Below are 25,868 nucleotides of genomic sequence, written 5' to 3' on the forward strand. Positions count from 1 at the left end.
GACTTAATTCTAAGGCGACAACAGCAGATACTCATTCTTCAGCTTTTAGATTTCATCACAAAAAAGCCGTTTCACTAATTTAGTGAAACGGCTTTTTTTAAGCGTTCAATTCTGTTTTATGCCCTTTTACTACACTACGTTTGAATGTAGTTGCTAATATAGTAACCATACTTACTATACCAATCCAAACGAGTACAGTAACAGGTGTATTCCAGCTTAATCCTTTTCCGAAGAAGAAGATTTCTCTTAGGCCTTCAATCATAAATTTCATTGGTAACCATGAGTAAACCCAGTCTTGATAAAACGGAGACAACATCTCAGGTGCTAACGATAATAACGGCGCTCCGAAGAATAGTAATAAAGCGAATAAACCGATTCCTTTTAGTCCAACTAATGAAAGTACCGCAGATATCATTAAGAAGAAACTAAAAGAAGTAATAGATAAGAATAGAGCTGTATCCGTGAAGTTCGAAATATTTAACCCTACCATCCCATCTGCAATCCATGTAAGACCAAACCCAATTACAAGTGTCGCAATAGCCCCTGTTACGATTTGTTTTACTTTTAACAGAAAGTTTTCTTTTCTTGAGCTTACTGGCATTTTACTAATCGCAATAAAAATAATCGCTGCACTAGCTAAACTTGCAATCCATAACGGTTGGAACAATGATATTGGTGAGTTACCGTTCGCACTATTTTTGCCGACCTCATTCACATTTTTCACGTTCTTTACAATAGGTGTTACTAATTTCTCAGCTTGGTCTGTTGTTACAGTAGCTCCTTTTGTTTTCAACCCTTCTAATATTTGTGTACGGACATTATTGTTCATATTATCAACCACGCCATTTAATATTTGTCCTGCCATAGTTGATGCAGCCGTATTCATTCCTTGATTAATATATATTTCTATCTCAGGTGAAGATGGCTGTGGTGTTCGTAACGATGCTTGTTTTGCACTAAATTCTTTCGGAATGACTAACGCTGCATAATACTCTTTATTATTTAGCCCTTTTTGAACTGCTTCCTTATTCTTCACTTCTACCCACTTTACCGCAGGTTCTTCATCTGATTTCGATGATTTTTTCACCGTATCAACAATTGTTTGCCCCATATTCATTTTCGGTTGATTTGGAATTTCTACACCTTGATCCTCATTTACAATTGCAATTGGCAAGTTTTTCGGCTGCGGTTGAACAGTTGGAAATAACGTTAATGAAAAAATAAAAACAACAAGCAGTGCAATAACTGGTGATAAAAATAAAAGTTTATTTTTAAACATTTTCTTTTTTCCTCCTTTAATTTGATTTATAATAATCAACAACGTGTTGTTTATTTATATTTTGAATTATATGTTCGAGTTGAACCATATACAATAATCAAAAATCGGGAATGTGTCGGTTATAAGACACATTTTCTAAATGTGTTGAGTAAAATTAAGGAGGGACATGCGTTGCGCGATAGCAATTTAGATTTGCGTGTTGTTCGTACGAAAACCGCCATACGAAATGCATTGGTGGAGCTAATTGAAGAAAAAGGTTTTGACGCCATTACAGTGAAAGATATTACAACGAAAGCAAACATTAATCGCGGTACTTTCTATGCGCACTATCAAGATAAATTTGATTTAATGACAAAATGCCAAGAAGACATTATGTACGAGTTTTCTAAAATTGCCAAACAGAAATTCCCGGAAGTTATTGCTGATCTTGGAACAAATCCTTCTCCAACAATGCCATTTATACTTATCACTTCTATTCTTGAATTTCTAAATGAAAATAGTGATTTTATGAGAGCTGTGCTTAGCCCAAATGGAGATTTATCTTTCCAAACAAAACTGAAAGATTTTATGTGGAAAACATTATTTGAAGATACGAATGGTCCTCTCATTAATAAGGAAAATTTACTTGTTCCAAGCGAATACTTAACTTCTTATATGGCATCTGCACATATAGGTGTCATACAGCAATGGTTAAATAATGGACAAAAAGAAACACCTGAGGAGATTGCTCGCTTTTTATCAACTATTGCAGTTCATGGACCTTTTTATGCGGCTGGTTTAAAGAAATAAGTCAGCTATATAATAAAAGAGCATCCACTATAATAGTGGATGCTCTTTTACTTACAACACTTCAATATACCCTTCTGTTCCATGTATCCGAATTCGTTGACCGTCTTTTATTCGTTTCGTAGCATTCTCTACTCCGACGACTGCTGGTAATCCATACTCACGTGCAATTACTGCTCCGTGCGTCATAAGCCCACCGACTTCTGTTACTAACCCTTTTATAGAAACAAACAAAGGTGTCCAGCCAGGATCGGTAAATGCCGTAACTAATATATCTCCCTCTTCCAAATTCGCGTCTTCCATATTTAAAATAACGCGTGCTCTCCCCTCAATCACTCCAGAAGAAACAGGCAAACCTACTATTGCTTCAGCTGGGAGATTTTCTCGTTTATATTTACCTGTAATGATTTCTCCATCAGACGTCATAACTCGCGGCGGCGTTAGTTTTTCATATAATTTGTACTCATTTTTTTGCTTATGAATAAGCTCGTAATCTAGTTTATTTGTGCGGACGACTTCGTGAAGTTCTTCAAAAGTTAAGTAGTATATATCATCGACTTCATGAATGACCCCGCTCTGCACAAGTTGCTTAGCTTCTTTCAATAACGCCTGCTTATATATAAAATAACGATTAATCATGCCGTATTTTGGATATTCACGATAACCGATACAATTACGGATGTTGCGAATCATTCGCTTCGTTTCTTCTACTTTTTGTTTTCCATCCGGCAAGTCTTGTAATCGCTCTACTAACTCTTCTTCTTTTTTCAAAGCTTCCTGTAGTCCTTCTTCAAACTTTCGCTTACTAGCGCCAGCTTCAAAGTCTCTTATATTATTTAAAATCATCGGGATAATGATTGTTGGCTTTTCACTCCAGCGCGTTTTCGTAATGTCGATTTCTCCGCTGCATCTCATTCCATATTTGCTTAGAAACGCCTCGATTGCATCCCGAACTTTTTCCCCGCCTTTAAACTGAACTAATTCATCTAAAAAGCTGTCATCTTCTACATGCTGTAAATACGCAATGACTTCTGGATACGGCCGAATCACATCTGCAACATCTAATAATGCTAAACCCATTTCTGAAGTAATATTATTTTGTACGGATTGAGAAAGTGTATCTGCTGCATTTTTTTCACCTAGCCATTGCTCCATCTTTTCATTCATCCATGTTGAAGCATTCATACCAGCCATAATAACAGCTATACTTTGCGGGTTAAATAATACTTTCTTTAATTGCTGGATGTCTTGCAAAATAAAATCAAATACATCCACACCTGATTTCGTTTGCATGTTTCGTTTTAACTCTTCGATCGATTCTTGACTATTCTGTATTAAATTCGTAACGATTGCCGTATTATTTTCGATTTCTGTTTGCGAACTTGCAGGTTGCTTACTTTTACTAGCACTCTTTCCTTTTTCATCATCCGGTAACAATTGAATAAAATCATCTCGCTCGATTATAGTCGTTAATGCATCTCTTACAAGTGGATCCGATTTTCCTAAAGTGTTTATTAAGTAATCTCTGCTAGCAGGTAAAGCTAATTGTTGCGTAGCATCAACAAATAACCTGCCTCCCGCTTTACGCATAGGAGCACTAGTCGTTAACAAGAAAAAAGATAACCCAAGTGGTTTCATCGCATCGGTCATCATTTGTTGGTGACCAACCGATATATACACATGATTTTCCCCATCATTTACTCCTGGAATTGGATATAAAGTCGTAATCGGCCTGCTTTGGACTATATAAAATGTATCATCAACTAAACACCATTCAATATCTTGCGGACAACCAAAATAAACTTCGATTTGTCTTCCGATGCGTGCTAGTTGTAAAATTTGTTGTTCAGTAAGTGTTTGAACTTTTTGCTGATTAGGAGCAATTTTCTTTGTCTCTGTTCCGCCTTCTTTTCGTCCATAGATGGCTAATTTTTTCGTTGCGATGACCTTTCCGACGATTTCATCTTCTTTTACCTTATAATTATCGGCAGAAACCAATCCAGATACTAGCGCCTCGCCAAGTCCAAAGCTGGCATCGATTGACAACACCTTCCTATTCGAAGTAATCGGATCGGCAGTAAATAAAATCCCTGAAGCCACAGGGAAAACCATTTTTTGAACGACAACACATATAGAAACTTGATTATGATCAAAACCGTTTTGCATTCGGTATATAACCGCTCGATCTGTAAATAAAGAAGCCCAGCATTTTTTAATATGCTGCAAAATACTTTCTTTTCCAATAATATTTAAATACGTATCTTGTTGACCAGCAAACGAGGCATACGGTAAATCTTCAGCAGTAGCACTCGAACGCACTGCATACGCATGTTCATCGCCAAAGCGAGAGAGATGATGAGCTACTGATTCCACTACATCAACTGGAATTTCCACCGCCATAATGACTTCTCTAATCTTCTTACTAATTTCACAAATTTGACCTCGTTCCTCAATTTTTAGCATCGTTAGCTGCTGCAACAAAATTTGAAGCCCTTCATTTTGCTCGATGGCCTTTTCATACCCTATCGTTGTAACACAAAATCCTTCTGGCACTTGTATCCCTTGAATGTTGGATAACTCCCCTAAATTCAAACCTTTTCCACCGACAAGTGAAAGGTACGTGTTTTCTATTTCCTGAAAATCGAGAACGAAAGAACTCATGTAACATCTCTCCTTACTTTACTTGTGTTCTTGATTGTATCAGTAGTAAATGAGAAGAAACAGTCTATTTCGAACTTGATTTACATGATATAATTAAGTTAGGAAGAGATAATCTTTTTTATTTATCCCCTCGAATTCACTTCAATTATATCTCCAAACTTAAACATTCTTTGATTATGAAAAGCATCGATACAAGTAATCGTCTTATTTAATGGATTTATATCAGCTACTGTTATGTAATTTTTGTATAAACTTACATTATAATATCCAGATGAATCTTTTATTAACTCGTAATCCCTCCTCAAAAAATAGTAGAAACTACAATTGTAAAATTAATATTTCCTGTTTGCACTTTATATAAATTGATATGAATCTCTCTTAATTCTAGGACTAAATTATTGTTTTTTAATCCCACATTAATTCTTTTCTCAAATTCGCCAAAATGAATTTTCAAGATTAGGGAACTATAATGTCGTATTAAAATATATTAAGGGGGAGAAAAATTGGACAATGAAATGAATTATGGAAGTGATTACAAGTTTATTCCAGCAACTTCAATTGAAAGTGGTCATGGCATTGAAGTATTGCCTGATTTATTTTGTTACACGATTCAAATCGTCAATATATGCTTTGCTGGAAATCCTGAGACCAATGATTTTGTTTTAGTTGATGCTGGAATGCCTAAATGTGCAAATAAAATTATCTCTATCGCTGAGGATCGATTTGGTACCAATAGTCGCCCAAAAGCCATTATTTTAACTCACGGCCATTTTGATCATGTTGGGGGAATAATTGAACTCATCAAGTATTGGGATGTTCCCGTCTATGCACATCAGATGGAGATACCGTTCCTGACCGGACAACAAAGCTATCCAGAACCAGACCCTACAGTTGAAGGTGGTATGGTAGCAAAAATGTCTCCTCTGTTCCCAAACGAACCAATTGACTTAGGAAATAACGTAAAAGCGCTACCTACCGATGGAACTGTTCCCCATATGCCAGAGTTTAGATGGATTCATACACCAGGACATACTCCAGGGCATATTTCATTATTCCGAGAAAAAGAACGAACTTTAATTGCTGGGGACGCTTTTGTTACAGTGAAACAGGAGTATCTGTATAAAGTAATAACTCAAGAACAGGAAATAAGCGGTCCGCCTCGTTATTTAACAACAGACTGGAAAGCCGCTAAAGAGTCAGTTATTAAGCTAGAGAAGTTAAAGCCTCTAACCGCTGTTACTGGACATGGGATACCGATGTCGGGTGAATTGCTATCAACAAGCCTCAAAACACTCGTTCAAGAATTTGATAAAATCGCTTTACCCGATTATGGAAAATATGTAGACTAAAAGATACATTAAGCATGAAAATAATTTTTATTCTTATATTTAAGAAACAAAATCAAAACGGAAAAAATTATTAAGTTTAATAAAAAACACTGTACTTAGGCAACATCTCTATTATTAGAATAGAACTACGCCTTGTGAATAAAACTCGATATTCCTCAAATACTATCTGTAGTATAAGCCCGCTTCTTACCCAGGTTGTACTTCTTACCATTAAAGGTTGATTAAAATGGGTTACGCTATATAGCACAACCCGTTTTTAATGAAATCTTTTATTCCATATACGTTTAAATAATGGAGGAAAATGATGAAACATATTGTTGCTTTATTAATTAAATACACAGCGATAACTGCAGTATTACTTATCGTACTCAGTATCTTTCAAGGCATTTCAATTCCTAGAGTATTACTCATTTCTCTTTTCTTAACAGGGGCTGCCTATTTAATCGGCGATCTCTTCATTTTACCTAAATACGGAAATATGATTGCTACAATGGCAGATTTCGGCTTAACTTTTTTCGGAATTTGGTTACTAACATACTTATTCACTAATTTAGACACTACTCGTAATATTGGACTTTCTTCATTTATAGCCGCTTTAATTATTGGTGGAACAGAAATTTTCTTCCACATTTATATGAAGAGACTAGTGCTGCGTAACGACGATGAATTAAGAAATCACAAGCATATTCATCATGATAAATATGCTATGGAAATGTCAGATGAATATATGGATTCTTCTACAATAAATAAATCCAAAATTGGGGATACATCTAAAAAATAAAAAAGTGGCCAATGCCACTTTTTTATTTTTGGTTATTAAGCTTGATCAGAGTTTCTTACATGTAACGGTGGTGGAACTACCCACCCTTTTTTCTTACTTAAACGCAGCAAAGTTACACCTGCTTGCGCTTTTTTCATATGAAATTGTCCGAATAACATCCCTACATCTTCTCGAAGACATTTTCCCATCACTTGACTACATGTCACAAGTCCAGCTGCTAATCCTGTAGAAACAGCTGCTGCTATTTCAGCATCATTAATACGTGCCCCTGGGGGAATGTCTTCGATAGATGCAACTGGTCGTTCTGGAGGAGCAGGCGGTAAAGCTACGCCATTAACCTTTAAAAGAGTTTTTAACTCTTCTATTTCCGAGTTCATATCATTTTCAATTAAGCTTTCTAAAAACTTCTTCAAATCTTCGTCACCTGTGTGATTCATAAACACTTGATGGCTTGCGATTCCACCTTGTGCAGCTAGAAGATAACTCCAAATATCAAATACTTCTCCGTAATGTAACGGTTCATTTTGAGGATTTCCACTTAAAATACCCATTTTTAAATTCCTCCCTTTCGAAAATATCATAATCAATATTGATTTCAATATTGAAATCAAATTTTTAAGTATGCTTTTTCCTGCAAAAGATTTTCTACTATGCATGGAAAACACCTTTCCAACACTGCGTGTTTATTGTTTAGGAAAGTAGTTTACAAATTAAATACTCAAAGATTATGAAAGAAGATTATCAATAATCTTTGAGTGAGAATCCATTTACTATAAGGGTTTTTATTTTTATACATATACAAAAGAAATTGATTTACATATCTGCTATATTGTATGCCAATTTACTTAGCGGTTAGCTCTACCACCAAGTTGTTGTTCAGCCATTGCTACTAAACGTTTTGTAATTTCACCACCAACAGATCCGTTTGAACGAGCTGTTGTATCTGCACCAAGTTGTACACCAAACTCTTGTGCAATTTCATATTTCATTTGATCAAGGGCCTGTTCAGCACCTCCAACTAACAATTCATTACGACTTCCACTATTATTGTTTGCCATATTGTTTCACCTCCGATGTTTTTAATATGCTACAAATTATGAAATAATAATTATCCTTTTTGTGGGAATTAGATTATGAATAAAAATTGATTTTTTTCTTAAAGTAGGGCAAAACATATAAGAAAGAATAACTGATATAACATACTTTCATAACAACACTATGTATACTTCCTAATTCCCTTCAGTATATAAAAGAAAGATTTCTATTTCACCAAGAGATTAAATAAAATTATGTTTTGAGACATAATCCAAAAGGAGATATGAGATGAAAGCTGTAACCTATCAAGGACCAAATCAAGTACAAGTTAAACAAGTTGATGATGCAAAGTTAGAGAAAAAAGATGATATTATTGTAAGAATTACTTCAACCGCTATTTGCGGTTCTGATTTACATTTATATCAAGGTAACATGCCCTTACCTCAAGGATACATTATCGGCCATGAACCAATGGGAATCGTTGAAGAAGTCGGGCCAGATGTCACTAAAGTGAAAAAAGGCGATCGTGTTGTCATCCCCTTCAACGTTTCTTGTGGACATTGTTTCTATTGCCAACATGAAATGGAAAGTCAATGTGATAACTCAAACCCTCATTACGATTCTGGTGGATACTTTGGTTATACGGAGAAATTTGGTAATCATCCAGGCGGACAAGCAGAATATTTAAAAGTTCCTTTTGGAAATTTCACTCCATTTGTTATACCGGAATCATGCGATCTTGAAGATGAATCCCTACTATTTTTATCAGATGTTTTACCAACAGCCTATTGGAGTGTAATAAACGCAGGCGTTAAACCAGGTGATACCGTTATCGTCCTTGGTTGTGGACCTGTTGGATTAATGACACAAAAATTTGCCTGGATGCAAGGTGCTAAGCGCGTAATAGCAGTGGATTACTTAGATTATCGAATGAATTACGCAAAAAAGATTAACAATGTTGAGGTATTTGAGTTTACAAAATTTCCAGATATGGGAGAACATTTAAAGGAAATTACACATGGCGGTGCCGATGTAGTCATTGATTGCGTGGGAATGGATGGAAAAAAATCGCCTCTAGAATTTCTGGAACAAAAATTGAAACTACAAGGCGGAACTCTCGGCCCTATTCAAATCGCTACGAAAGCCGTAAGGAAATATGGAACGGTTCAAATGACTGGCGTTTATGGTGGCAATTATAATGCATTTCCACTCGGGGCATTTTGGGTTAGAAATATTAATCTTAAAATGGGACAAGCACCTGTCATTCATTTTATGCCGGAACTATTTAAAAAAATAACAAATAAAGAATTTGATCCAAAAGAGATTATTACACACAAAATCCCCCTTGAAGAAGCGAGCTACGGTTATCAAATTTTTAATAATCGTGAAGATGATTGTATAAAAGTCATTCTGAAGCCTTGAAGCTACAATTCATTATTCTTAATGAAAAGATAAGTATCTATCCCCTATTTTCATCTCACATCTAAAATAGTTATTTTCAAAAACTTTGCATTTTGAGTTAATAAATAATTGGTAAAAACATGAATTAAAGTATTAAGCAACCAAATAGCGGACACGATAACAATGTTAACTAACTTAAAAGAGGTGTACTTCATGTTTTATTATAAAGAGGAAATAATTAATATGATTAAGCCGGATAAACCAGACCCAGCTGCTGCAAAAGTTTTACAAGAAATATTAGGCGGGCATTATGGGGAAATGCGTACAATGATGCAATATTTCTTCCAAAGCTCAAATTTTAGAGGTAAAGAGAAGCAATATCGCGATTTACTTCGAGGTGTTTTTTTAGAGGAAATAAGCCATGTAGAACTTGTACAACATACAATTAATCAGCTACTAACTGGATCTGGTGAACCTACGCCAGGAAATGCTGGTATTGACAAAGCACCGCTTGATGAAGCGGTTAAACATGCAAACCCTCACCACTTTATTGTAGGTGCTCAAAGTTCATTGCCTGTTGATGCAGCTGGAAATCCGTGGAATGGATCTTGGGTATATAGTCATGGAAACTTAATTAGCGATTTACTAGATAATGTCGTACTTGAATCTACAGGCGTACTTCAAAAGACTAGAATTTATGAAATGAGTTCTAATCAAACATTTAGAGAAACTCTTGCATTTTTAATTGTACGTGATAATGCACATCAAAATGCTTTCGCAAAAGCTTTAGAGACATTGGGTGTTGAATGGGGAAAACTCTTCCCTGTGCCGAACTATGATATTAATAAATACCCAGAGTGCAGAAAGTATGTAGACATGGGATTCCATAACGCACAATTTAATTTTAGCTTAGATCCAACAAGAATGGGAGAAATATTCCAAGGTGAATCACCAAGTAGAAACAAAGGAACATTAGCAGTAACTGACCCGCCAAAAGGTTTTCCTGTACCAGAACTTCCTGAAATGCCAAATGAGCATAGTCCTGGATTAAAAGATATGGGTCTTTAAGATCATTATGGCCAACTATTGATTCATGGTTGGTCATAGTTATTTATAAAGATTCATGTAAACTTGTTGTTAACATGATAGGATGTTTTAATAAATCCTCTTTATTTAAAAGTGATGTTGATTATATTGCTGCTCCTCTTAATTTTGTTTCTATGAACCATTAAACGCCACTGTATACTTACTTATAATCTCTCTACCTCTATTCACGTATAACATCCTTATATTGTAAACAAAGAGGAGGGACTTCTCCCCCCTCTTCTTTTAATTTTTCTTTAAAAGAGTTGCTCCTGCAATCCCTGGGTGCGTCATTTCGAATGGATCTAGAATTAACTCTAAGTCTTCTTGTGACAGTACACCGTTTTTCACACAAAGTTCTCGAACGGATTGACCTGTTGCAATTGCTTCTTTCGCAACGCGAGCTGCTGCTTCATAACCGATATGAGGGTTCACGGCTGTAATAATTCCTACACTCTTCTCAACATACTCTTTTAAGCGATCTTCATTCGCTTCAATTCCTTTTAAGCAATTATCTGTAAAGGCACGGAAACCGTTATTCATAATGCTAATAGATTGAAGTAAGTTGAAAACAAGTACTGGTTCCATAACGTTTAATTCTAACTGTCCTGCTTCTGAAGCAAGGCAAATTGTATGGTCGTTACCAATTACTTGGAACGCAATTTGATTAATTACTTCTGGCATAACAGGGTTTACTTTCCCTGGCATAATAGATGAACCTGGTTGACGAGCAGGCAACATAATTTCCGCTAAGCCAACACGTGGACCTGATGCCATTAAGCGAAGGTCATTCGCAATTTTAGACATATTCATCATACATACTTTCAGTGCTGCTGATACTTCTGTGTATGCATCCGTATTTTGCGTTGCATCTACTAAGTCTTCTGCACCAACAAGTGGCAGTTCACTAATTGTAGCTAAATGTTTTACAACTGCTTCAATATATTCTGGATCTGCATTTAAGCCTGTACCAACTGCAGTTGCTCCCATATTTACTTCATATAGATGTTGACGTGATTGCTTGATACGTTTCATATCACGTTCAAGTACGCGAGAATACGCTTTAAATTCTTGTCCAAGACGAATTGGCACAGCGTCTTGTAAATGTGTACGACCCATTTTAATAACATGATCGAACTGCTCTGCTTTTAATTCAAATACATCGTGCATATAACCCATCGTTTGTAATAAGCCTTCTAATGCATTTAATGTTGCAATATGAATCGCCGTTGGGAATGCATCGTTTGTTGATTGCGCCATGTTTACATGACTATTTGGACTAATATAATGATAGTCTCCCTTTTCCATTCCTAATAATTCAAGAGCACGATTGGCCATGACTTCATTTGCATTCATATTCATTGAAGTACCTGCTCCGCCTTGGATTGGATCTACGATGAAATGATCATGCCATTTTCCATCAAGAATTTCTTGAGCAGCTTCTGCGATGGCACCGCCCTTGTTTAATTCCAATCTTCCTACATCTGTATTGGCAAGCGCTGCAGCTTTTTTTACAACTGCGAACGCTTTAATTAAACTTTCATGAATTTTATACCCTGTAATCGGGAAATTTTCAACAGCGCGTAAAGTTTGAATTCCGTAATATGCCTCAATAGGTAATTCCTTTCCTCCCAAAAAATCATTCTCCACTCGCACGTTCTTGTTTGTCATTGCCATTTTAATTTCTCCCCCATATTAAATGTAAAACCTAAATAAATCATATGAAGTCATTACCAATCCTTATCAGATTTTATTGTTAAATCGTAGGCTAAAGGCTCTTCAATAATTTTTTTAATCTCTTCTAATTTATTAGTTTTCCCAAGCGCCCACATCAATTTTGCTATGATGGCTTCCGTATTCATATCTCCAGATAATATTACTTGATGTTGTGCCACTTTCCGTCCTACTTCATAGAGAAGTATGTCTTCTCCTTCTTCCAGGCATTGAGTAGTAATCACTACAGCAATCCCCATTTCAGTCAACTCTTGAATTTTCGAAAGCAAGTTCCTTCCTTCAAAAGGTAATCCACCGTTACCAAAACTTTCAATAATAACCCCTTTATACAAATCTTTTAAACAATCAAATATCTCTGGTTTTGTACCTGGATACAATTTCATAAGAAAAACATCCGTACATAAATTAGTATTTATTGAAAGTTCATTATGGGAGGACTTTGGCTTCCAATGATATTTCAGTTCATCTTCATTTACCTCAGCAACATATGGATAATTCACACTTTCAAATGCATCATAACTTTTTGTTCGCATTTTAACTGCTCTCGTCCCAATAATCACCCTACTATCAAAAACAATAAACACACCCCCAACATCCTCACAGGCAAATCTAAGAGCATCAGCTACATTTTTCTTTGCGTCTGTCTTTTTAAAACTAATAGGTACTTGTGAACCTGTTAAAACAACTGGTTTTCTTAAACCTTGAAGCATATAAGATAACGCGGAAGATGTATAAGCTAACGTATCCGTTCCATGTGTAATCACAAACCCGTCATAGTCATCATAGTGATTAAAAACAGCATTAGCTATTTCTTTCCAGTGCTCAGGTTGCATATTGGTACTATCAATATTCATTAAGATTTTGCAATCTATTTCTAAGTTTCGAGAAGACTTCGAAAAATAATTCAATAATTCCTCAGCGGACAATCCTGGAACAAGCCCCTCATTCCCCTCCACAGATGCAATTGTCCCACCAGTTGCAAGTAATAAAATTTTCTTCATACACAACCCCTCCATAAAATAAACAACGATATATCGTTCGCGTAATGCGTATTTATATTTATCATTATAGAACTTAATTTGAATTAATCAAGATTTTGTATTCAATACGCGTACTTTTTTCTATTCTTGATTCTTTTTCTATGTTATAATTAATTTAATAAAATTAGATGGGGTATGAGACGAATGCTGGAACGTTTATCTAAATTAAGAAAAAATCAAAAATGGTCCTTACAAGAGACAGCAGATCGACTTGGGATTGCGAAAAGCACCTATGCCGGGTATGAAAATGGTTATAGATTACCTTCATTACAATCTTTATCAAAAATAGCCGATTTATTTGATACATCTGTAGATTATATATTAGGTCGAATTGAACATTCACATCAAAACAAAGATGTAATTGATATTACAAGACTCCTAAACGATCCAGATCCAACACTTTTAATAGATGGAGAAGCACTGTCAACAGAAGAGATAATAGATTTTATTGCTTTTGTGAGAAGTAAACGAGAACTAAGTTCCAAGAGAATAGAAAATATTGAACCAACATGTAAAAGTTGATTCAATAAAAAACGAAGACACTGTACTCTTTAAACTTAGAAATACTTAGACAATTAATTTGCAAACGGTTTATATAATGAATTCTTAGCAGCTGGCCTCATTCGGGGACTTATACTTGGAAATAATCCCATTGGTTATATGATTCAATTATTTTTCATCATTTGTGTAGTGGTAGCAGCTATTTTCGGAGGTTTCACATCCAATAAATCAATTATCATGAAACAAGGATTTCTCGCTATTTTAGCGTTGCTTGCCCTTTTATCTGTCATATAGAACTAAAGCTTTTCAATAAAGGAACTCACTTTTGAAGAATACGCCATTCTTTCTGTAGATTTATAAGAAAGAATGGCGTTTTTGTATGTCTATTTCTGTATCGAAAGAATTTGAAAGTATAACAGAATTAACAAGAATTAGCAAAGTAGATAAAGTAGATAAAGTACTATAATCATGAAAGAATCAAGGAAAAATAAAAGGAAATGAATCCAGTATTGTACTAGGCTCATTCCCTAGAGACTACTTAATAAACCGACCTTTCTAACTTTCGGGGGCACAGTCTAGTTGAAGTGCTACAACTACTTTAAAGTTAAGTGTTTAACCTTGAAGTACTTAATTCTTTTTTCCAGACAAAGCATACATTATATCTTGATGCTTTATTTTCCTCTTATAATTATGTGGTATCGGGAATTTGTTTCGGTGTTCTTTTATTATAATTATGATTACTATAAGTGATAAAGCTACAGGTATAAAAACGATTAACAAAGCATCTTAATGTTTATGAAATTCTTTGTTAATCGTTTCTCTTCTCCCTAATCTCCTGCGAGACTATATTTTTTCATTAAAATTCCCCATATCTTATTTGATTTATTCTGTAACACCAGATTGGGTTACTTTTACATCAGCTGTTACACGAAAACGTAAATGTTTATAGGATTCTTCCCATTCTTGACTGTTCCATTTTCTTACGTGAGTTCTACCAAGCTTTCTAAGTCCTATAGGATCTGTGTCTTTTTTAATAAATCTCTTTATCAATGTAGTTGCTTTTTTCTCTATTTCTTTTTCCATAATTTTTTCTAATTTTTTTATTTCTTTAGGATTATCTAGATTTTTTGTTTTTGTAAATTCTTGAATTTCAGCTTTAACTTGAATATGAGCATTTACGAATGGATGCTTACTATTCCCCTCCATCTTATATTTTGTTCTAGCTTTTATATTCTCTATCGTGGCGTAAGTATTTGGGGAACCAGGTAGTTTGAATTGGTATGTACCTTGTTTAAAATTATCTGTCAACAATTTAAATACAAATAAATCTTTAGGGTTTACTTTATCAACCATTTTACATCTTTTAAAAAGTGCTATTCCATCTAACTCCAACACATTACCTTTTTTAGATATTATCGGTAAATATGAATCTCTCGCATCATCATTAAGTTGGTTTAAAAACATAAAAAAATTTGTTTTTGGCTGCGTTCCATTATCCATATTTTGCTCCAGTAAAGAGGATAGATAGGAAGAAATTTCTTTTTCTTCAGAATAGTTCCCCTTTAATAGTGATTCCCCTTTTACATTTGTAATTGCTAAATAAATTGCATTTCCTACACTAGGATTTCGATTCAAAGTCTCTAAAATTTCCTGCATTCCCTTTTCAATTATTTTTTCATTAAATATAATAACACGCAATTGCCCCAACTCTAGAGGTCCAGAAGATTTTTCGGATGCTCTTGCAAGAACTTCTCTACCAGTCTGGCCTGATGCTGAATAGATTTTCGTTTCACCTTCCCCGCCTCCTTTATAAGCTGAAATCGCAAAGGTTCCTTTTAGCTTACCTTTTGCTTCGGTATCATATGCCGCAACTTGAACTAAGTCAATGTCATCCACAATTTTCGTTTTAGCACAACCTATTAAGAAGACACTTACTATAAGGAAAAGTATCCATCGCTTCATGTTTATCTCCTTAACTTTATTTTGGCGGTTTGAATTAGCCATAGTACAGGTAGGTATACATATATATATATAAAGCCCATTTGACCTGTCCAAGTATTTAATAAGTTAATTTTATTACGGTTATTCAAGAAAAATGATAAAACAAAGATGAATAGGATGATAACTGGCAAAACATATTTTTGCTTTATTCCCAGTGCCTCTTTTATACCACGACTTACTCCCCATAATGTAAAGGAAACATTGGGTAATATAAAAAAAGCCCAAACAGAAACAATAATGTATTCAAACCGCTCTATAAAGGGAAATTGTATAATTTTAATCATGCTTAAATATGCCCATATCGCACTCGCTAGTTGTTTTTCACTAAAAAACGCAAGAGTTAAAATCATAAGGTATGTGTAGACAATAGTCGTTACTAAATTTGCATAGTGCGCATATTTTTGAGACGTTTTTGCCTTTTTAATAAATGGGTAGTACAGCAATAACATTTCAAATCCAAAAAAACTAAACATATTTCCTTTCATTCCTTTCATAATTTCTAGGAATGAATGCTGTGCAATTGGAAATAAATTTCGGAAATCTGCATACTGCAAAGGATAAAAAAATGTGAAGATTAGAATGCTTGGGATAACGATTCCAAAGAAACCGATTCCGGCAACTACACGAAATCCTCCAGTAACAATGTAATAGCATAAACCCAAAAAAGCCCCAGCTATAACCCAAGATGAAATAGAAGGAAACATCCAAACATGTACTACTTCGATATAAGTATGTAGTGTTGTTGCACCTAACAATACAATATAGGATAAAAAAATGAAGTTGAATATTCCACCAATCCATTTTCCAAGTACGTTTTGATTGATTGCAATGATGTCTCCATTACCCTGATTTAAAATCTGATATATGATCCAAATCATAAGATTAACAGATATTCCAAAAAGTAGCGTGCTAATCCACGCATCATTTCCAACTAATTTTGCACTAATCCTTTCAAAACCAAGCATACCAACCCCCATCTGTATAGTAATAATTAAAAAAAATACCATATATGGAGAGACTTGATACTCAATTGGGATCTGTTTCATAATGCTCCTCCCTGTTAAATTCAATCATCAAAATCATTTCTTGATAGTATTTTATTTTTCTCTACCTCTTCTGGATTAAAGCGAAAACGCTGTTTAGACCTTGAAAAAATAGGACGTCGAAACATCGCTGAAATCGGCATACGTACAATACTGTCTTTCCAATCTGTAAGGCGTGTAGGATAAAAAGGAAACAAATAAGGACGTCTTAATGATTCTGTACGTAATAAACGTGCTAAAAGCAAAGAGCTTGTTAAAACAATTCCTAATAAACCCAACAGGTGTGCGGCGATTATAAAAGGAAAACGAATTACTCGAATTGTATTACCAATTCGATATATTGGTGCTGTAAATGAGCTAAGGGCTGAAAGTGCAACAATGATAATAAGTACATTACTTGTAAGACTTGCCTCTACCGATGCCTGTCCAATTACAATACCACCTACTATACCGACAGTTAGACCCACTTTAGTTGGTAAACGTGCCCCCGCTTCTCTCAGTAATTCAATCGTTATTTCTAAAAAAAGTGCTTCAATAACTGGAGGAAAAGGTACTTTACTTCTCGATATGATTAACGTTTCAAGAAGTTCTCTCGGAATTAGCTCGTAATGATATGTTAAAATTGCAACATATAATGGAGTTGTTAAGACAGAAAAAATAAAAGCAAAAAGCCTTAGCAGTCGAAAAAAGGAGGAAATAATCCAAGGCATGGTGTAATCTTCTGTCGTAGAAAAAAAGTCAATTAATGTTGTTGGAAGAGTGATAGCATAAGGCGAGCCATCTACAAAAAGTGCAATTTTCCCTTCTGCTAATACAGCTGCCACACGGTCCGGACGTTCTGTATTCAAAAATTGAGGGAATATAGAATTCGGGTTGTCTGCAATTAACTGCATCAAATAAGTACTATCCAAAACATGGTCTGTTTTTATTTGACTTACCCTTTTTATAATTTCTTGTAGATTTTGATCATTTACAATTCCCTCAATAAATACAATCGCAACAGTTGTGTTAGAGAGAGATCCTACTTTCAATTCTTTCATTTGTAAATAAGGTGTTGGAAGCTTTCTACGTACTAAATTTAAATTTACATCTAAATCTTCGACAAATGCGATTTGCGGACCCACAATATTGTATTCAATTTCGGCTTTTGTAATATCCCTTTTTTCTTTCTTTGACACATTTACTAACAAACAATTTAATTTATCTGTATCGAACTGAATCAGTATATAGCCATTTAAAATACTATCCTGAATATCTTCCATTTGATTTGTTATTTTTGAATTCTCAAAAGGTAAGACAGAGTGAATATCTTGTAACGAATCGAAGCTCTTCTCTTTTATATAAGTCAAAACCTCTTCATGAAATATATTTACATCGATTAATGTTCTAAAATATGAAATGACTATAGAGGAATTATTAGAAGCAATTTCCAACGTTATAAAATCTTTAGATTTTTTTAGTAATTTCATTAAATCCTGCAAAGATTCTATAGAGTAAACAGATATTCTTTCATGTGGTTTCAATTGATAATACCCTTCCTTTCAGAAAGAAACTATATATAGTTTTCAGGAAATTGCTATTTTTAAAATTAGGGATGGTGATATGTAAATATACTTATTGAATTAATAATAACGCCTTTGAAAATAACTTAACCAAAATTAGTTAAAAAATGTATTAAAAGTAAAAATAAGAAATGTTTTCGAGCATAATTACAATATTAAAAACATCCTTTCTTTTAGTTCTAAAGAAAGGATGTTTTTATAACAAGCTTTTTCAATTGTCTATTCTATAGGGTAAATTTATTAGTGTTCTTCTCTTTATTATTTCATTAAGTAACATTAGCATTACATTCTGTATGGTTTCTTTAAAAATTTCAGTAAAAGAATATATTAATTTTGAAGTGTACAAATAGGGAGAGTGACTTCAACTGTAGTCCCCTTATTCACTTCACTCTCAATAAATACCTTTCCCTGATGTGTTTCAATGATTTTATAACAGATCATTAACCCTAAGCCAACCCCCTCTTCTTTAATACTATAAAAAGGTTCTCCAAGGTATGGTATACGTTCTTTTGGAATCCCACACCCTTGATCGATAAAACGAATTCTTACTTGATTATTATCAAGTATATTTATTTGAATCAGAATTTCCCCTCCCATCGGCATAGATTCAATTGCATTTTTTAATATATTAACAAATACTTGTTTTAATTGATTTCCTTCACATGAAATCAATGGAATACCAGGGTTAAGATCGATTCTAAATTTTATATTATGCATCATTGCTTGAGGTTGTAGTAGCATTAAAACTTGATCCATTAGCACACTAATATCATTAGGTTGTATTTTTACCACCTGTGGTTTGGCTACCGCCATAAATTCAGTTGTTATGCTCTCTATACGCTCAATCTCTGATGATACTATATTAATATAACCCTGATTATTCTCATTTTCTGTTGATTTTAGTAATTGCATGAACCCTTTCATTGCAGTTAATGGATTATTAATCTCATGAGCCATTGCAGTCGCTAATTGTCCTACAACAGCAAGTTTTTCAGATTTTCGTAATAATTCTTCTGTTTTTAGCCGTTCAGTGATATCACGAGAAATACTTAGGAAAACCTTTTTACCATTTAAGTTAAAAACACGAACACTAAACTCAGCTGTTATTACTTTTCCTGTTGGAAAAACATATTCATCTTGCAAAGTGAAGGAAGTTTGTCCCTTTTTAATTTTTTCTAATAGCCTTACGATCATTTGAGAATCTTGTGGTACTATATTTGAAAATGATAATGAGAGCAACTCTTCTCTACTATATCCAAATCTTCTACACCCAACAGGGTTCACCTCAATAAATCGACTTGGAGCATTATCTTCATTCAGCTCTACTACATATACCGCATCAGTTGCTTGTTCGATTAGTGCACGGTACTTCATTTCACTATCTCTTAATTGCCGGTGTAATCGATGCCGTTCTCTTTCTGCTTGTTTTCTTTCAGAGATGTCTCTACATATTGCTGATAAAGCTATCACATTTCCTCTTACATCTAGTATAGGAGAAACTGTCAGACTAACATCAAGAAGACTCCCATCGCTCCTTTGTCTAACAGTTTCTAATCTAGTAACCACAGATTCACCTGTTAGAATTTTCCGAATATTTTCGAGCGATTCTTCCATTAAAAAATCTGGTACACAAGGTAATCTCTTACCTATGATTTCTTGTGATGACCACCCAAATATCTTTTCATAAGCTTTATTGGCTTGTAAAATATGCCCTTCTCGATCAGAAATGGTAATAGCATCTAGATTGTGCTTTATAAATGATTCCAATAATTCTTTGGTAGCGCTTAATTCTGATTCTACCTTTTTCCTTTCGGTTATATCAACTGTAGAACCAACAACTTCAATAACTTGTCCATTTCGTTTAATCGGCCTAAGCGCAATAAGAATAATAGTTTTATCATTTGGCCAAGGTAATTCAAATATAATTTCTTTTCCTTCCCATGCCTGAAGATAGTACTTCATCAATTGTGGAACTAAATGTGGAGGAACAATAGAAGCATCAATAGTACGTAAGCTTTTTCCTACCACCTGTTCAGAATAAAATCCGTTTTGATAATAAAACTGTCCATCACATAAAGTGTGTATAAAGTGCTTATCCACTTTTTTAAATTTAAAAATTCCTCCTTGAAGCTCATGTACGGTATCTGCAAGTTCTTGCTCCGATTTTTTTAATTCTCGATTCATTTTAGATAAGTCCTGTGTTAAATAATACAATCTCTGGTAGGCTTCCATAAGGAATAGCCCAATTAAAAGTCCTAACGCTATATATAATAGGCCTCCTGTGTAAAGTAATGTAGTATTAAATAATACGCCAACTAACCACTTTATTCCAATAAAAACAGAAAAATATAACGATGCACTTTTAAAAGGATGTAGTTTTTTAAAATAAGTTTTAAAAGTAGAAAATAGAATCCCCATACCTAAATAAGCAATCACAGGAGGTTCCCAATACCCTCCAGTGTAAAAGATACGCATTACAATTATGCTAATTAACGTAATCCAACCAGCAATACGACCAAAGTAAATAAAAGATAGAATAAGAGGAACAACTCGAAGATCGTAAGAAAATCCCATGTATGGAAAAGAAAAGAACATTAACGTAACTGCAATAATCCCTCCATAGAGCTTTTCGAAATATCGACTAGAATTAATTGTAAACACTTGAATAAATATTGCTGCGCTAACTAATAAAGAAAAAATAGAAAGGTTGATGAAATAATCTTTAATAATCATGTAATGTCCCTCCTTGCATTAAGTGTATTCGACAAAAAAGCTAAAAATCCTACAAATTGTATAAACAGTTCAAATGCATAAATTTTAAACTAGGATAAAATCTGGAAAAGTAAATAAGGAGCACAGCAGATGAGATATTTTAATGAAAAATAGTTCAAAAAAGATAATAGTAACCGTTGACTACTATTATCTTTTTTCTTTAAGTTATCGTAATACGTATGAAACTCTAAGGGACGTGGTATGTCATTTCATTAAACAATGATTATATGCTGAGTCATGAATATAGAAACTTCAACAGTAATTTTTGAAAAATAACATAAAAAAACAAAACTATCTTTGAAAATGGAAAAAATCTATATAAATGTCAACTAATCTATGTACAAAAACGTTCACTTAATTTTGCATAAAGTCACTCCACTTAGGAAGCTAAGTAGTTCTTCAAGGTCGATAAGAACACCTGTAGATGCTTCAGGATAACTACATAATTGTATGAGTAATGTACTTGAAACCTTTCGGTAAAACCATACACATAATACAACTAACTCCTTGGTTCAATATTTACTTTTTCGCTGAACAAATTCTTTTTCTTGAGCAAAATATTCTAGGATATAAGGAGATTTTTCAATTAACTTGGTGTCTAGTTTATTCTCCAGCTCCAATTACTTCGTTACTTTCAGATTCAGTTCATTATATTTTGTACTTTGTCTTTATACACAACATATTCTTTACCATCCACTACTGCTACTACCGCAAATTCATCATTTGGATTGAATGAAAGCCAATCAGCCCACATGTTAGTATTAGCCCCTCCACTCCACATATTATGAACAGTGTTTTTAGTTAAATTCATAACTTTATAAGACGCATTTGGCGCATTTGTTCCAGTCTTTATTTCAAAAGTGTATGCGTTATGAATTTTTTTATAAAAGTAGAAAACGTTTGATGGACGAAGCTGATTCAAAAAATCCTGTTCTTTTTTCTCTGCAATTTTTATCCCTTCTTGCAAAGTGACAACATCTGTTTTTAATGTTTTCCAACTGTTTTTCGCTGCATTCAAGCTAGGGGTTAAGAATTTATATTTATTTTGATCAGCTTTTTGATCAGCTTTATCAATATGTCCCAGTACACCCGAATATTGAGAATCTAAATCCTCCCATTGCGTAGACATATAAGTAAGAGCAGTGATAGCACTATCAAGCGTACTATGCATATCACTAATATTATGAAATGCAACTCCAACTACACGATTCAATGTTATTTTATAATCTACAGTCTGACGCAATTTTGCTAATTCAGGTTCTAGCCAACCTAACTTACCTCTTGCATCACCTATCATTATGCCACCAGCAATCAAGGTTGGAATAAAGGGGATTTTTACCATGTCTAACCCCTTAGATTCTATGTCTTTCTGATATTTTACTTGTCCTAAAAGGTCCTCTAGACGCTTTTGGTCAGCCTCCACATCAGCACCTTGGTTTTTTAAAATCGATTGCAATGTCTCTTTATGACTTCCAAATGTTCTAACATCTTCTCCAATAGCATTTTTTAATTGAATTAATTCTTCTATTAATGCTTTTGCAGACTTTTGATTTTGTTGAATTCCTCCCTGTAAATCTGTAATCCCTTTTTTTAAAGTATCTCCATTTCCATTATTGATCGCCTCTACTAATGTTTCATAATAATTTTCAAATTTTGTATCGTATTCTATAATGCCTGTCAATGTATCAAAAAGCTGTTTTTTCACTTGTGTATTCCATGTAACAGCATGTGCTCTTGCATTCTTTTGATCTTGTACAATTTTACTAGGTAAATCTGCATTTCCATTAATAGTTATTCCTTCAAAACTCACATCTGGATTATTAATTAGCAAATAAGAATATTCATTCATAGCTTTTGCAAATAAACCAGCATCTTGCAAAGCTTTTTTCATCTGTTCTTCATTTGCTGAAAGAGATATATTTTCAGTGTTCGTTTGTTCAATTTCAATCGCAAAAGTTTCTAGTGGTATGACTGCATAAGTAGTTGTTATAGTTAAAAACGCTGATACAGCGAGTAGTTTATTAGGGATTTTTTTCATCATTTCGTATTCCTCCTATATAAGGTATGGTTTCAAGTTCTAATCTTATTAAAAAGCGATGTCTTTCAAAATGAGTTCTACATCTTTTATCAGTATCGTTTGAACTTTCTTTAGCAGCCTTCAAATCATTAAGTATTAAAGAAAATGTATATAATCCGCTTCAAATTAACCGATTCTGTTGCAAATTTTAAAAAAGCAATTAAACTACAAGGTTATTTTTTATTCGAATCATACTTATATATAATTGAAAGGCGAAGTCTTTAATGAGACTCCGCCTTTCTGTTATATAAGGATTTATTAATTATTACTTTTCTGTTTAACAGTGTAATCATAGACTTTCTATGTTTTAGTTCACTTTACGCAGAATTAATATTTCCCTATTTTTGTGGAGTAACAGTTTCCACTTTTAATTCCTTTATTCCTTCTTTTAATGTAACAGCATCTGTTCGTAATGTTTTCCAACTGTCTTTCGCTGCATTTAAATTAGGTTTTAAGAATTTAAATTTATTTTGATCGGCTTTTTGAGCTGCATTCTCAATATGCCCTAGAACGCCCGAATATTGAGAATCTAAATCATGCCACTGCGTGGACATATAAGTAAGAGCGTTAATAGCATCATCAAGCGCCTTGTGCATTTCATTAATATTACTGTAAGCAACTCCAACTACACGATTTAAGGTTACTTTATAATCCACAGTCTGACGTAATTCTGCTAATAAAGGCTCTAACTTACCTAAATTATCCCTTGCTACTCCCACTATAATACCGCCAATTATTGGTAGACCCAAAATAGCACCCTTCATTACATTAAACCCATCAGATTCTAATTGTTTATAATAGTTTACTGATCCTAATACTTCTTCTAGACGCTTTTGATCGGCATCAACATCTGCACCTTGATTTTTTAAAATTGACTGCAAGAGCTCTTTATTACTTCCAAAAGCTCTAACATCATATCCAATAGAGTCTCTTAATTTAGTTAATTCTTCTATTAGTTGTTGTGCATACTTTTGATTTTGTTGAATTTCACCTCGCAAATCTGTAATCCCTTCTTTTAAAGTTTCTCCATCCCCTGTATTAATCGCTTCTACCATTGTTTCATAATAATTGTCAAATGTTGTATCGTATTCAACAATACCATTCAATGTATCTAAAAGCTGTTTTTTTACTTTCGTATCCCAAGTAACAGCATGTGCCCTTGCATTCTTTTGATCTTGTACGATTCTACCAGGTAAATCTACATATCCATTAATGGTAATTCCCTCAAAATTCACATCAGGATTCTTAATTAACATATAAGAATAGGCATTCATAGATTTTGCAAATAATCCAGCCTTTTGCAAGGTCTCTTTCATTCTCGCTTCATTTGCAGAAAGAGTCGTATCTCCATTGTTCGTTTGTTCAATTTCACTTGCAAAAGTTGTTACTGGTGAAACTACATTAGCAGTTGTAATAGTTAATAGCGTCGATACAGCGAGTAATTTATAAGGGATTTTTTTTATCATTTCATTTTCCTCCAATTTAGGTTTTAAATTTCAGTTCTACTCCTGTTTAAAAGCAATATCTTTTGAAATGAATTCTGCATCTTTATGAATATCATTCCAACTTTCTTTAGCGGCTTTTAAATCATCTGGTATTAAAGAGAATTTGTGGTCTTGCATAGAATCGATATTATCCAGTAAATCTGTATAATTTGCGCCCATTGTATTCCATTGCTTTTGAATATTTGTTAGAGACAATATCGCTTGATCTACAGTCTGATATAAATATGCCAATGTTTCTTTCGCGTTAGTAAGCGAAAGAACTGCTTGATTAGCACGATCTGCTTTCATACTTAATTCTCCGATTTTGTTAGAAATTTCATTATAGGAGTCCATATGCTTAGATGCTGTGACACCAGCCGCAGTTCCTAGACCGATACCAGCTGCACCAAGAGCCGAGAGTCCACCAACAACAGCCGGTGTTGCTGTACCGCCAGTTACAACAATAACTACCGCTCCTCCAATAGCTGCAATAACTAAAATAGCTGCTCCCAATCCACCACCAATTGACCATGCTAATACATCATCAAAATGTTTTTTCTGTGTAGAACGAAGTTGCTCAATTTCAGCTTGAAGTTGTGGAATCGTTGCCTGTTGACCTGCTAATATTGCAGTTAATCCACCTTTCCCATCTGGACCACCAACATTATTTTTAAAATCTGTAGAATTTTGATATAGTTTCCCTTTGAAGTCTTGTAGCATCTTAATCACATCTGTAACTTCTTTTGAATTTGTATTGATTGTAGTAATTAAATCATTTATACCCTCTTTTAGACCTGCCTTATCTTTCTTTTGTACAGTTTCTACTAATGTGTCGTAATAATTTTGAAATTGTTCATCGTAATTTACAATATTACGAGCAGTTTTTTGAATCTGTGGCTTCGCTGTATCTAACCAGTAATTCGCATTGATTCGTGACAGCTCTTGATTAAGGTGAATATTTTTGAGCAACTCTCCCCCCTCTGAGCCTAAATCGATATTAGATAAATTTACATTTGGTTGCTTAATCATTGTTTTTGCGTATAAATCCATTACTAGAATATGAGACCCTGTTTCAGCTAATGCTTTCTTCAGTCCTTCGGGGCCTAATGCATAATTGCCTACTTTTTGTTCTTGAGCGGTCGTTTCTTGTGCAAATGCATGAATAGTGTTACCGGTAGTAGCAGTTATAACAGTTGCTAATGTAGCTAAAGTTAGTACTTTGAATGGAAATTTTTTCATGACTATTCTCCTTCTTTCGCTAAATGCTTATAATCTGTAT

General features: G+C 34.0%; 19 protein-coding genes and 2 pseudogenes. 7 read left to right on the forward strand and 14 right to left on the reverse strand.

The window, feature by feature from the left end:
• Positions 1 to 97: 97 nt before the first annotated feature.
• Positions 98 to 1,279, reverse strand: a complete 1,182-nt coding sequence (locus NZ044_RS15230) for a YhgE/Pip domain-containing protein (protein ID WP_063675506.1) — start codon at positions 1,277 to 1,279, stop codon at positions 98 to 100.
• A gap of 171 nt (positions 1,280 to 1,450) precedes the next feature.
• Between NZ044_RS15230 and NZ044_RS15235 the strand changes: the two genes are divergently transcribed.
• Positions 1,451 to 2,068: a TetR/AcrR family transcriptional regulator gene (locus NZ044_RS15235; protein ID WP_001205690.1), complete on the forward strand. Its 618-nt coding sequence runs from the start codon at positions 1,451 to 1,453 to the stop codon at positions 2,066 to 2,068.
• Between the two features lie 51 nt (positions 2,069 to 2,119).
• On the opposite strand, the gene ppsA is transcribed toward NZ044_RS15235, so the two are convergent.
• Positions 2,120 to 4,726: a phosphoenolpyruvate synthase gene (ppsA, locus tag NZ044_RS15240; RefSeq protein WP_000094222.1), complete on the reverse strand. Its 2,607-nt coding sequence runs from the start codon at positions 4,724 to 4,726 to the stop codon at positions 2,120 to 2,122.
• Between the two features lie 503 nt (positions 4,727 to 5,229).
• Here ppsA and NZ044_RS15245 point away from each other — a divergent pair.
• Positions 5,230 to 6,075: an MBL fold metallo-hydrolase gene (locus NZ044_RS15245; RefSeq protein WP_000368266.1), complete on the forward strand. Its 846-nt coding sequence runs from the start codon at positions 5,230 to 5,232 to the stop codon at positions 6,073 to 6,075.
• 304 nt (positions 6,076 to 6,379) lie between these two features.
• Positions 6,380 to 6,856 carry a YndM family protein gene (locus NZ044_RS15250; RefSeq protein WP_000680681.1) on the forward strand — a complete coding sequence of 159 codons (477 nt, stop codon included), beginning with the start codon at positions 6,380 to 6,382 and terminating at the stop codon, positions 6,854 to 6,856.
• A gap of 35 nt (positions 6,857 to 6,891) precedes the next feature.
• Here the strand turns inward: NZ044_RS15250 and NZ044_RS15255 are convergent, their stop codons facing one another.
• Entirely contained in the window at positions 6,892 to 7,407 is a 516-nt protein-coding gene (locus tag NZ044_RS15255) for a DUF3231 family protein (protein ID WP_000512140.1), read from the reverse strand.
• A gap of 294 nt (positions 7,408 to 7,701) precedes the next feature.
• Positions 7,702 to 7,914 (reverse strand): small acid-soluble spore protein, SasP family, encoded by a 213-nt coding sequence (sasP, locus tag NZ044_RS15260; protein ID WP_000002835.1) that lies wholly within the window; start codon positions 7,912 to 7,914, stop codon positions 7,702 to 7,704.
• A gap of 265 nt (positions 7,915 to 8,179) precedes the next feature.
• Here sasP and NZ044_RS15265 point away from each other — a divergent pair, with 265 nt between their 5' ends.
• Together NZ044_RS15265 and NZ044_RS15270 are read left to right on the forward strand one after the other, a co-directional pair.
• Positions 8,180 to 9,313 (forward strand): zinc-dependent alcohol dehydrogenase, encoded by a 1,134-nt coding sequence (locus NZ044_RS15265; protein WP_000649089.1) that lies wholly within the window; start codon positions 8,180 to 8,182, stop codon positions 9,311 to 9,313.
• Positions 9,314 to 9,505: 192 nt separating this feature from the next.
• Positions 9,506 to 10,360, forward strand: a complete 855-nt coding sequence (locus NZ044_RS15270; RefSeq protein ID WP_000500336.1) for a manganese catalase family protein — start codon at positions 9,506 to 9,508, stop codon at positions 10,358 to 10,360.
• Between the two features lie 261 nt (positions 10,361 to 10,621).
• On the opposite strand, the gene aspA is transcribed toward NZ044_RS15270, so the two are convergent.
• Together aspA and ansA are read right to left on the reverse strand one after the other, a co-directional pair.
• Positions 10,622 to 12,052, reverse strand: a complete 1,431-nt coding sequence (aspA, locus tag NZ044_RS15275; protein WP_340949838.1) for an aspartate ammonia-lyase — start codon at positions 12,050 to 12,052, stop codon at positions 10,622 to 10,624.
• Between the two features lie 53 nt (positions 12,053 to 12,105).
• Complete coding sequence (gene ansA, locus NZ044_RS15280; protein ID WP_000722294.1) at positions 12,106 to 13,110, reverse strand: asparaginase; 1,005 nt, start codon at positions 13,108 to 13,110, stop codon at positions 12,106 to 12,108.
• A gap of 183 nt (positions 13,111 to 13,293) precedes the next feature.
• On the opposite strand from ansA, the gene ansR reads away from it, so the two are divergent.
• Both ansR and NZ044_RS15290 read left to right on the forward strand, forming a co-directional pair.
• Entirely contained in the window at positions 13,294 to 13,671 is a 378-nt protein-coding gene (gene ansR / locus NZ044_RS15285) for an HTH-type transcriptional regulator AnsR (protein ID WP_000893569.1), read from the forward strand.
• Positions 13,672 to 13,728: 57 nt separating this feature from the next.
• Positions 13,729 to 13,944: pseudogene (locus NZ044_RS15290) on the forward strand (DUF1304 domain-containing protein); the annotation flags it as partial.
• Between the two features lie 588 nt (positions 13,945 to 14,532).
• On the opposite strand, the gene NZ044_RS15295 reads toward NZ044_RS15290, so the two are convergent.
• The 8 genes and pseudogenes from NZ044_RS15295 to hblD all read right to left on the reverse strand — a co-directional run bounded on the left by NZ044_RS15295 (position 14,533) and on the right by hblD (position 25,828).
• Positions 14,533 to 15,612, reverse strand: a complete 1,080-nt coding sequence (locus NZ044_RS15295) for a Ger(x)C family spore germination protein (protein WP_340949839.1) — start codon at positions 15,610 to 15,612, stop codon at positions 14,533 to 14,535.
• A gap of 2 nt (positions 15,613 to 15,614) precedes the next feature.
• The gene (locus NZ044_RS15300) at positions 15,615 to 16,697 is read right to left on the reverse strand and encodes a GerAB/ArcD/ProY family transporter (protein WP_000809703.1); all 1,083 of its coding nucleotides are present in this window, start codon (positions 16,695 to 16,697) and stop codon (positions 15,615 to 15,617) included.
• A gap of 20 nt (positions 16,698 to 16,717) precedes the next feature.
• Entirely contained in the window at positions 16,718 to 18,217 is a 1,500-nt protein-coding gene (locus NZ044_RS15305; protein WP_000802307.1) for a spore germination protein, read from the reverse strand.
• A 366-nt stretch (positions 18,218 to 18,583) separates the two neighbouring features.
• Entirely contained in the window at positions 18,584 to 20,989 is a 2,406-nt protein-coding gene (locus NZ044_RS15310) for a PAS domain S-box protein (protein ID WP_098506790.1), read from the reverse strand.
• Positions 20,990 to 21,420: 431 nt separating this feature from the next.
• Positions 21,421 to 21,648: pseudogene (locus NZ044_RS15315) on the reverse strand (hypothetical protein); the annotation flags it as partial.
• Between the two features lie 20 nt (positions 21,649 to 21,668).
• Complete coding sequence (hblB, locus tag NZ044_RS15320) at positions 21,669 to 23,069, reverse strand: hemolysin BL regulatory component HblB (protein WP_098506791.1); 1,401 nt, start codon at positions 23,067 to 23,069, stop codon at positions 21,669 to 21,671.
• Between the two features lie 374 nt (positions 23,070 to 23,443).
• Entirely contained in the window at positions 23,444 to 24,571 is a 1,128-nt protein-coding gene (gene hblA / locus NZ044_RS15325) for a hemolysin BL binding component B (RefSeq protein WP_098506792.1), read from the reverse strand.
• Between the two features lie 36 nt (positions 24,572 to 24,607).
• On the reverse strand, positions 24,608 to 25,828 hold the full coding sequence (hblD, locus tag NZ044_RS15330) for a hemolytic enterotoxin HBL lytic component L1 (protein WP_000714435.1): 1,221 nt from the start codon (positions 25,826 to 25,828) through the stop codon (positions 24,608 to 24,610).
• Between the last annotated feature and the right edge of the window lie 40 nt (positions 25,829 to 25,868).

Origin of the sequence: Bacillus sp. FSL K6-1338 (assembly GCF_038006965.1) — a bacterium.
Classification (GTDB): Bacteria; Bacillota; Bacilli; order Bacillales; family Bacillaceae_G; genus Bacillus_A; species Bacillus_A thuringiensis_S.

What these genes read in the sequence shown, in the direction of transcription:
- NZ044_RS15230 (WP_063675506.1), bottom strand. Translation starts at nt 1,279, where the DNA reads ATGTTTAAAAATAAACTTTTATTTTTATCACCAGTTATTGCACTGCTT.
- ppsA (WP_000094222.1), bottom strand. Translation starts at nt 4,726, where the DNA reads ATGAGTTCTTTCGTTCTCGATTTTCAGGAAATAGAAAACACGTACCTT.
- NZ044_RS15250 (WP_000680681.1), top strand. Translation starts at nt 6,380, where the DNA reads ATGAAACATATTGTTGCTTTATTAATTAAATACACAGCGATAACTGCA.
- NZ044_RS15255 (WP_000512140.1), bottom strand. Translation starts at nt 7,407, where the DNA reads ATGGGTATTTTAAGTGGAAATCCTCAAAATGAACCGTTACATTACGGA.
- sasP (WP_000002835.1), bottom strand. Translation starts at nt 7,914, where the DNA reads ATGGCAAACAATAATAGTGGAAGTCGTAATGAATTGTTAGTTGGAGGT.
- NZ044_RS15265 (WP_000649089.1), top strand. Translation starts at nt 8,180, where the DNA reads ATGAAAGCTGTAACCTATCAAGGACCAAATCAAGTACAAGTTAAACAA.
- NZ044_RS15270 (WP_000500336.1), top strand. Translation starts at nt 9,506, where the DNA reads ATGTTTTATTATAAAGAGGAAATAATTAATATGATTAAGCCGGATAAA.
- aspA (WP_340949838.1), bottom strand. Translation starts at nt 12,052, where the DNA reads ATGGCAATGACAAACAAGAACGTGCGAGTGGAGAATGATTTTTTGGGA.
- ansA (WP_000722294.1), bottom strand. Translation starts at nt 13,110, where the DNA reads ATGAAGAAAATTTTATTACTTGCAACTGGTGGGACAATTGCATCTGTG.
- ansR (WP_000893569.1), top strand. Translation starts at nt 13,294, where the DNA reads ATGCTGGAACGTTTATCTAAATTAAGAAAAAATCAAAAATGGTCCTTA.
- NZ044_RS15295 (WP_340949839.1), bottom strand. Translation starts at nt 15,612, where the DNA reads ATGAAGCGATGGATACTTTTCCTTATAGTAAGTGTCTTCTTAATAGGT.
- NZ044_RS15300 (WP_000809703.1), bottom strand. Translation starts at nt 16,697, where the DNA reads ATGAAACAGATCCCAATTGAGTATCAAGTCTCTCCATATATGGTATTT.
- NZ044_RS15310 (WP_098506790.1), bottom strand. Translation starts at nt 20,989, where the DNA reads ATGATTATTAAAGATTATTTCATCAACCTTTCTATTTTTTCTTTATTA.
- hblB (WP_098506791.1), bottom strand. Translation starts at nt 23,069, where the DNA reads ATGATGAAAAAAATCCCTAATAAACTACTCGCTGTATCAGCGTTTTTA.
- hblA (WP_098506792.1), bottom strand. Translation starts at nt 24,571, where the DNA reads ATGATAAAAAAAATCCCTTATAAATTACTCGCTGTATCGACGCTATTA.
- hblD (WP_000714435.1), bottom strand. Translation starts at nt 25,828, where the DNA reads ATGAAAAAATTTCCATTCAAAGTACTAACTTTAGCTACATTAGCAACT.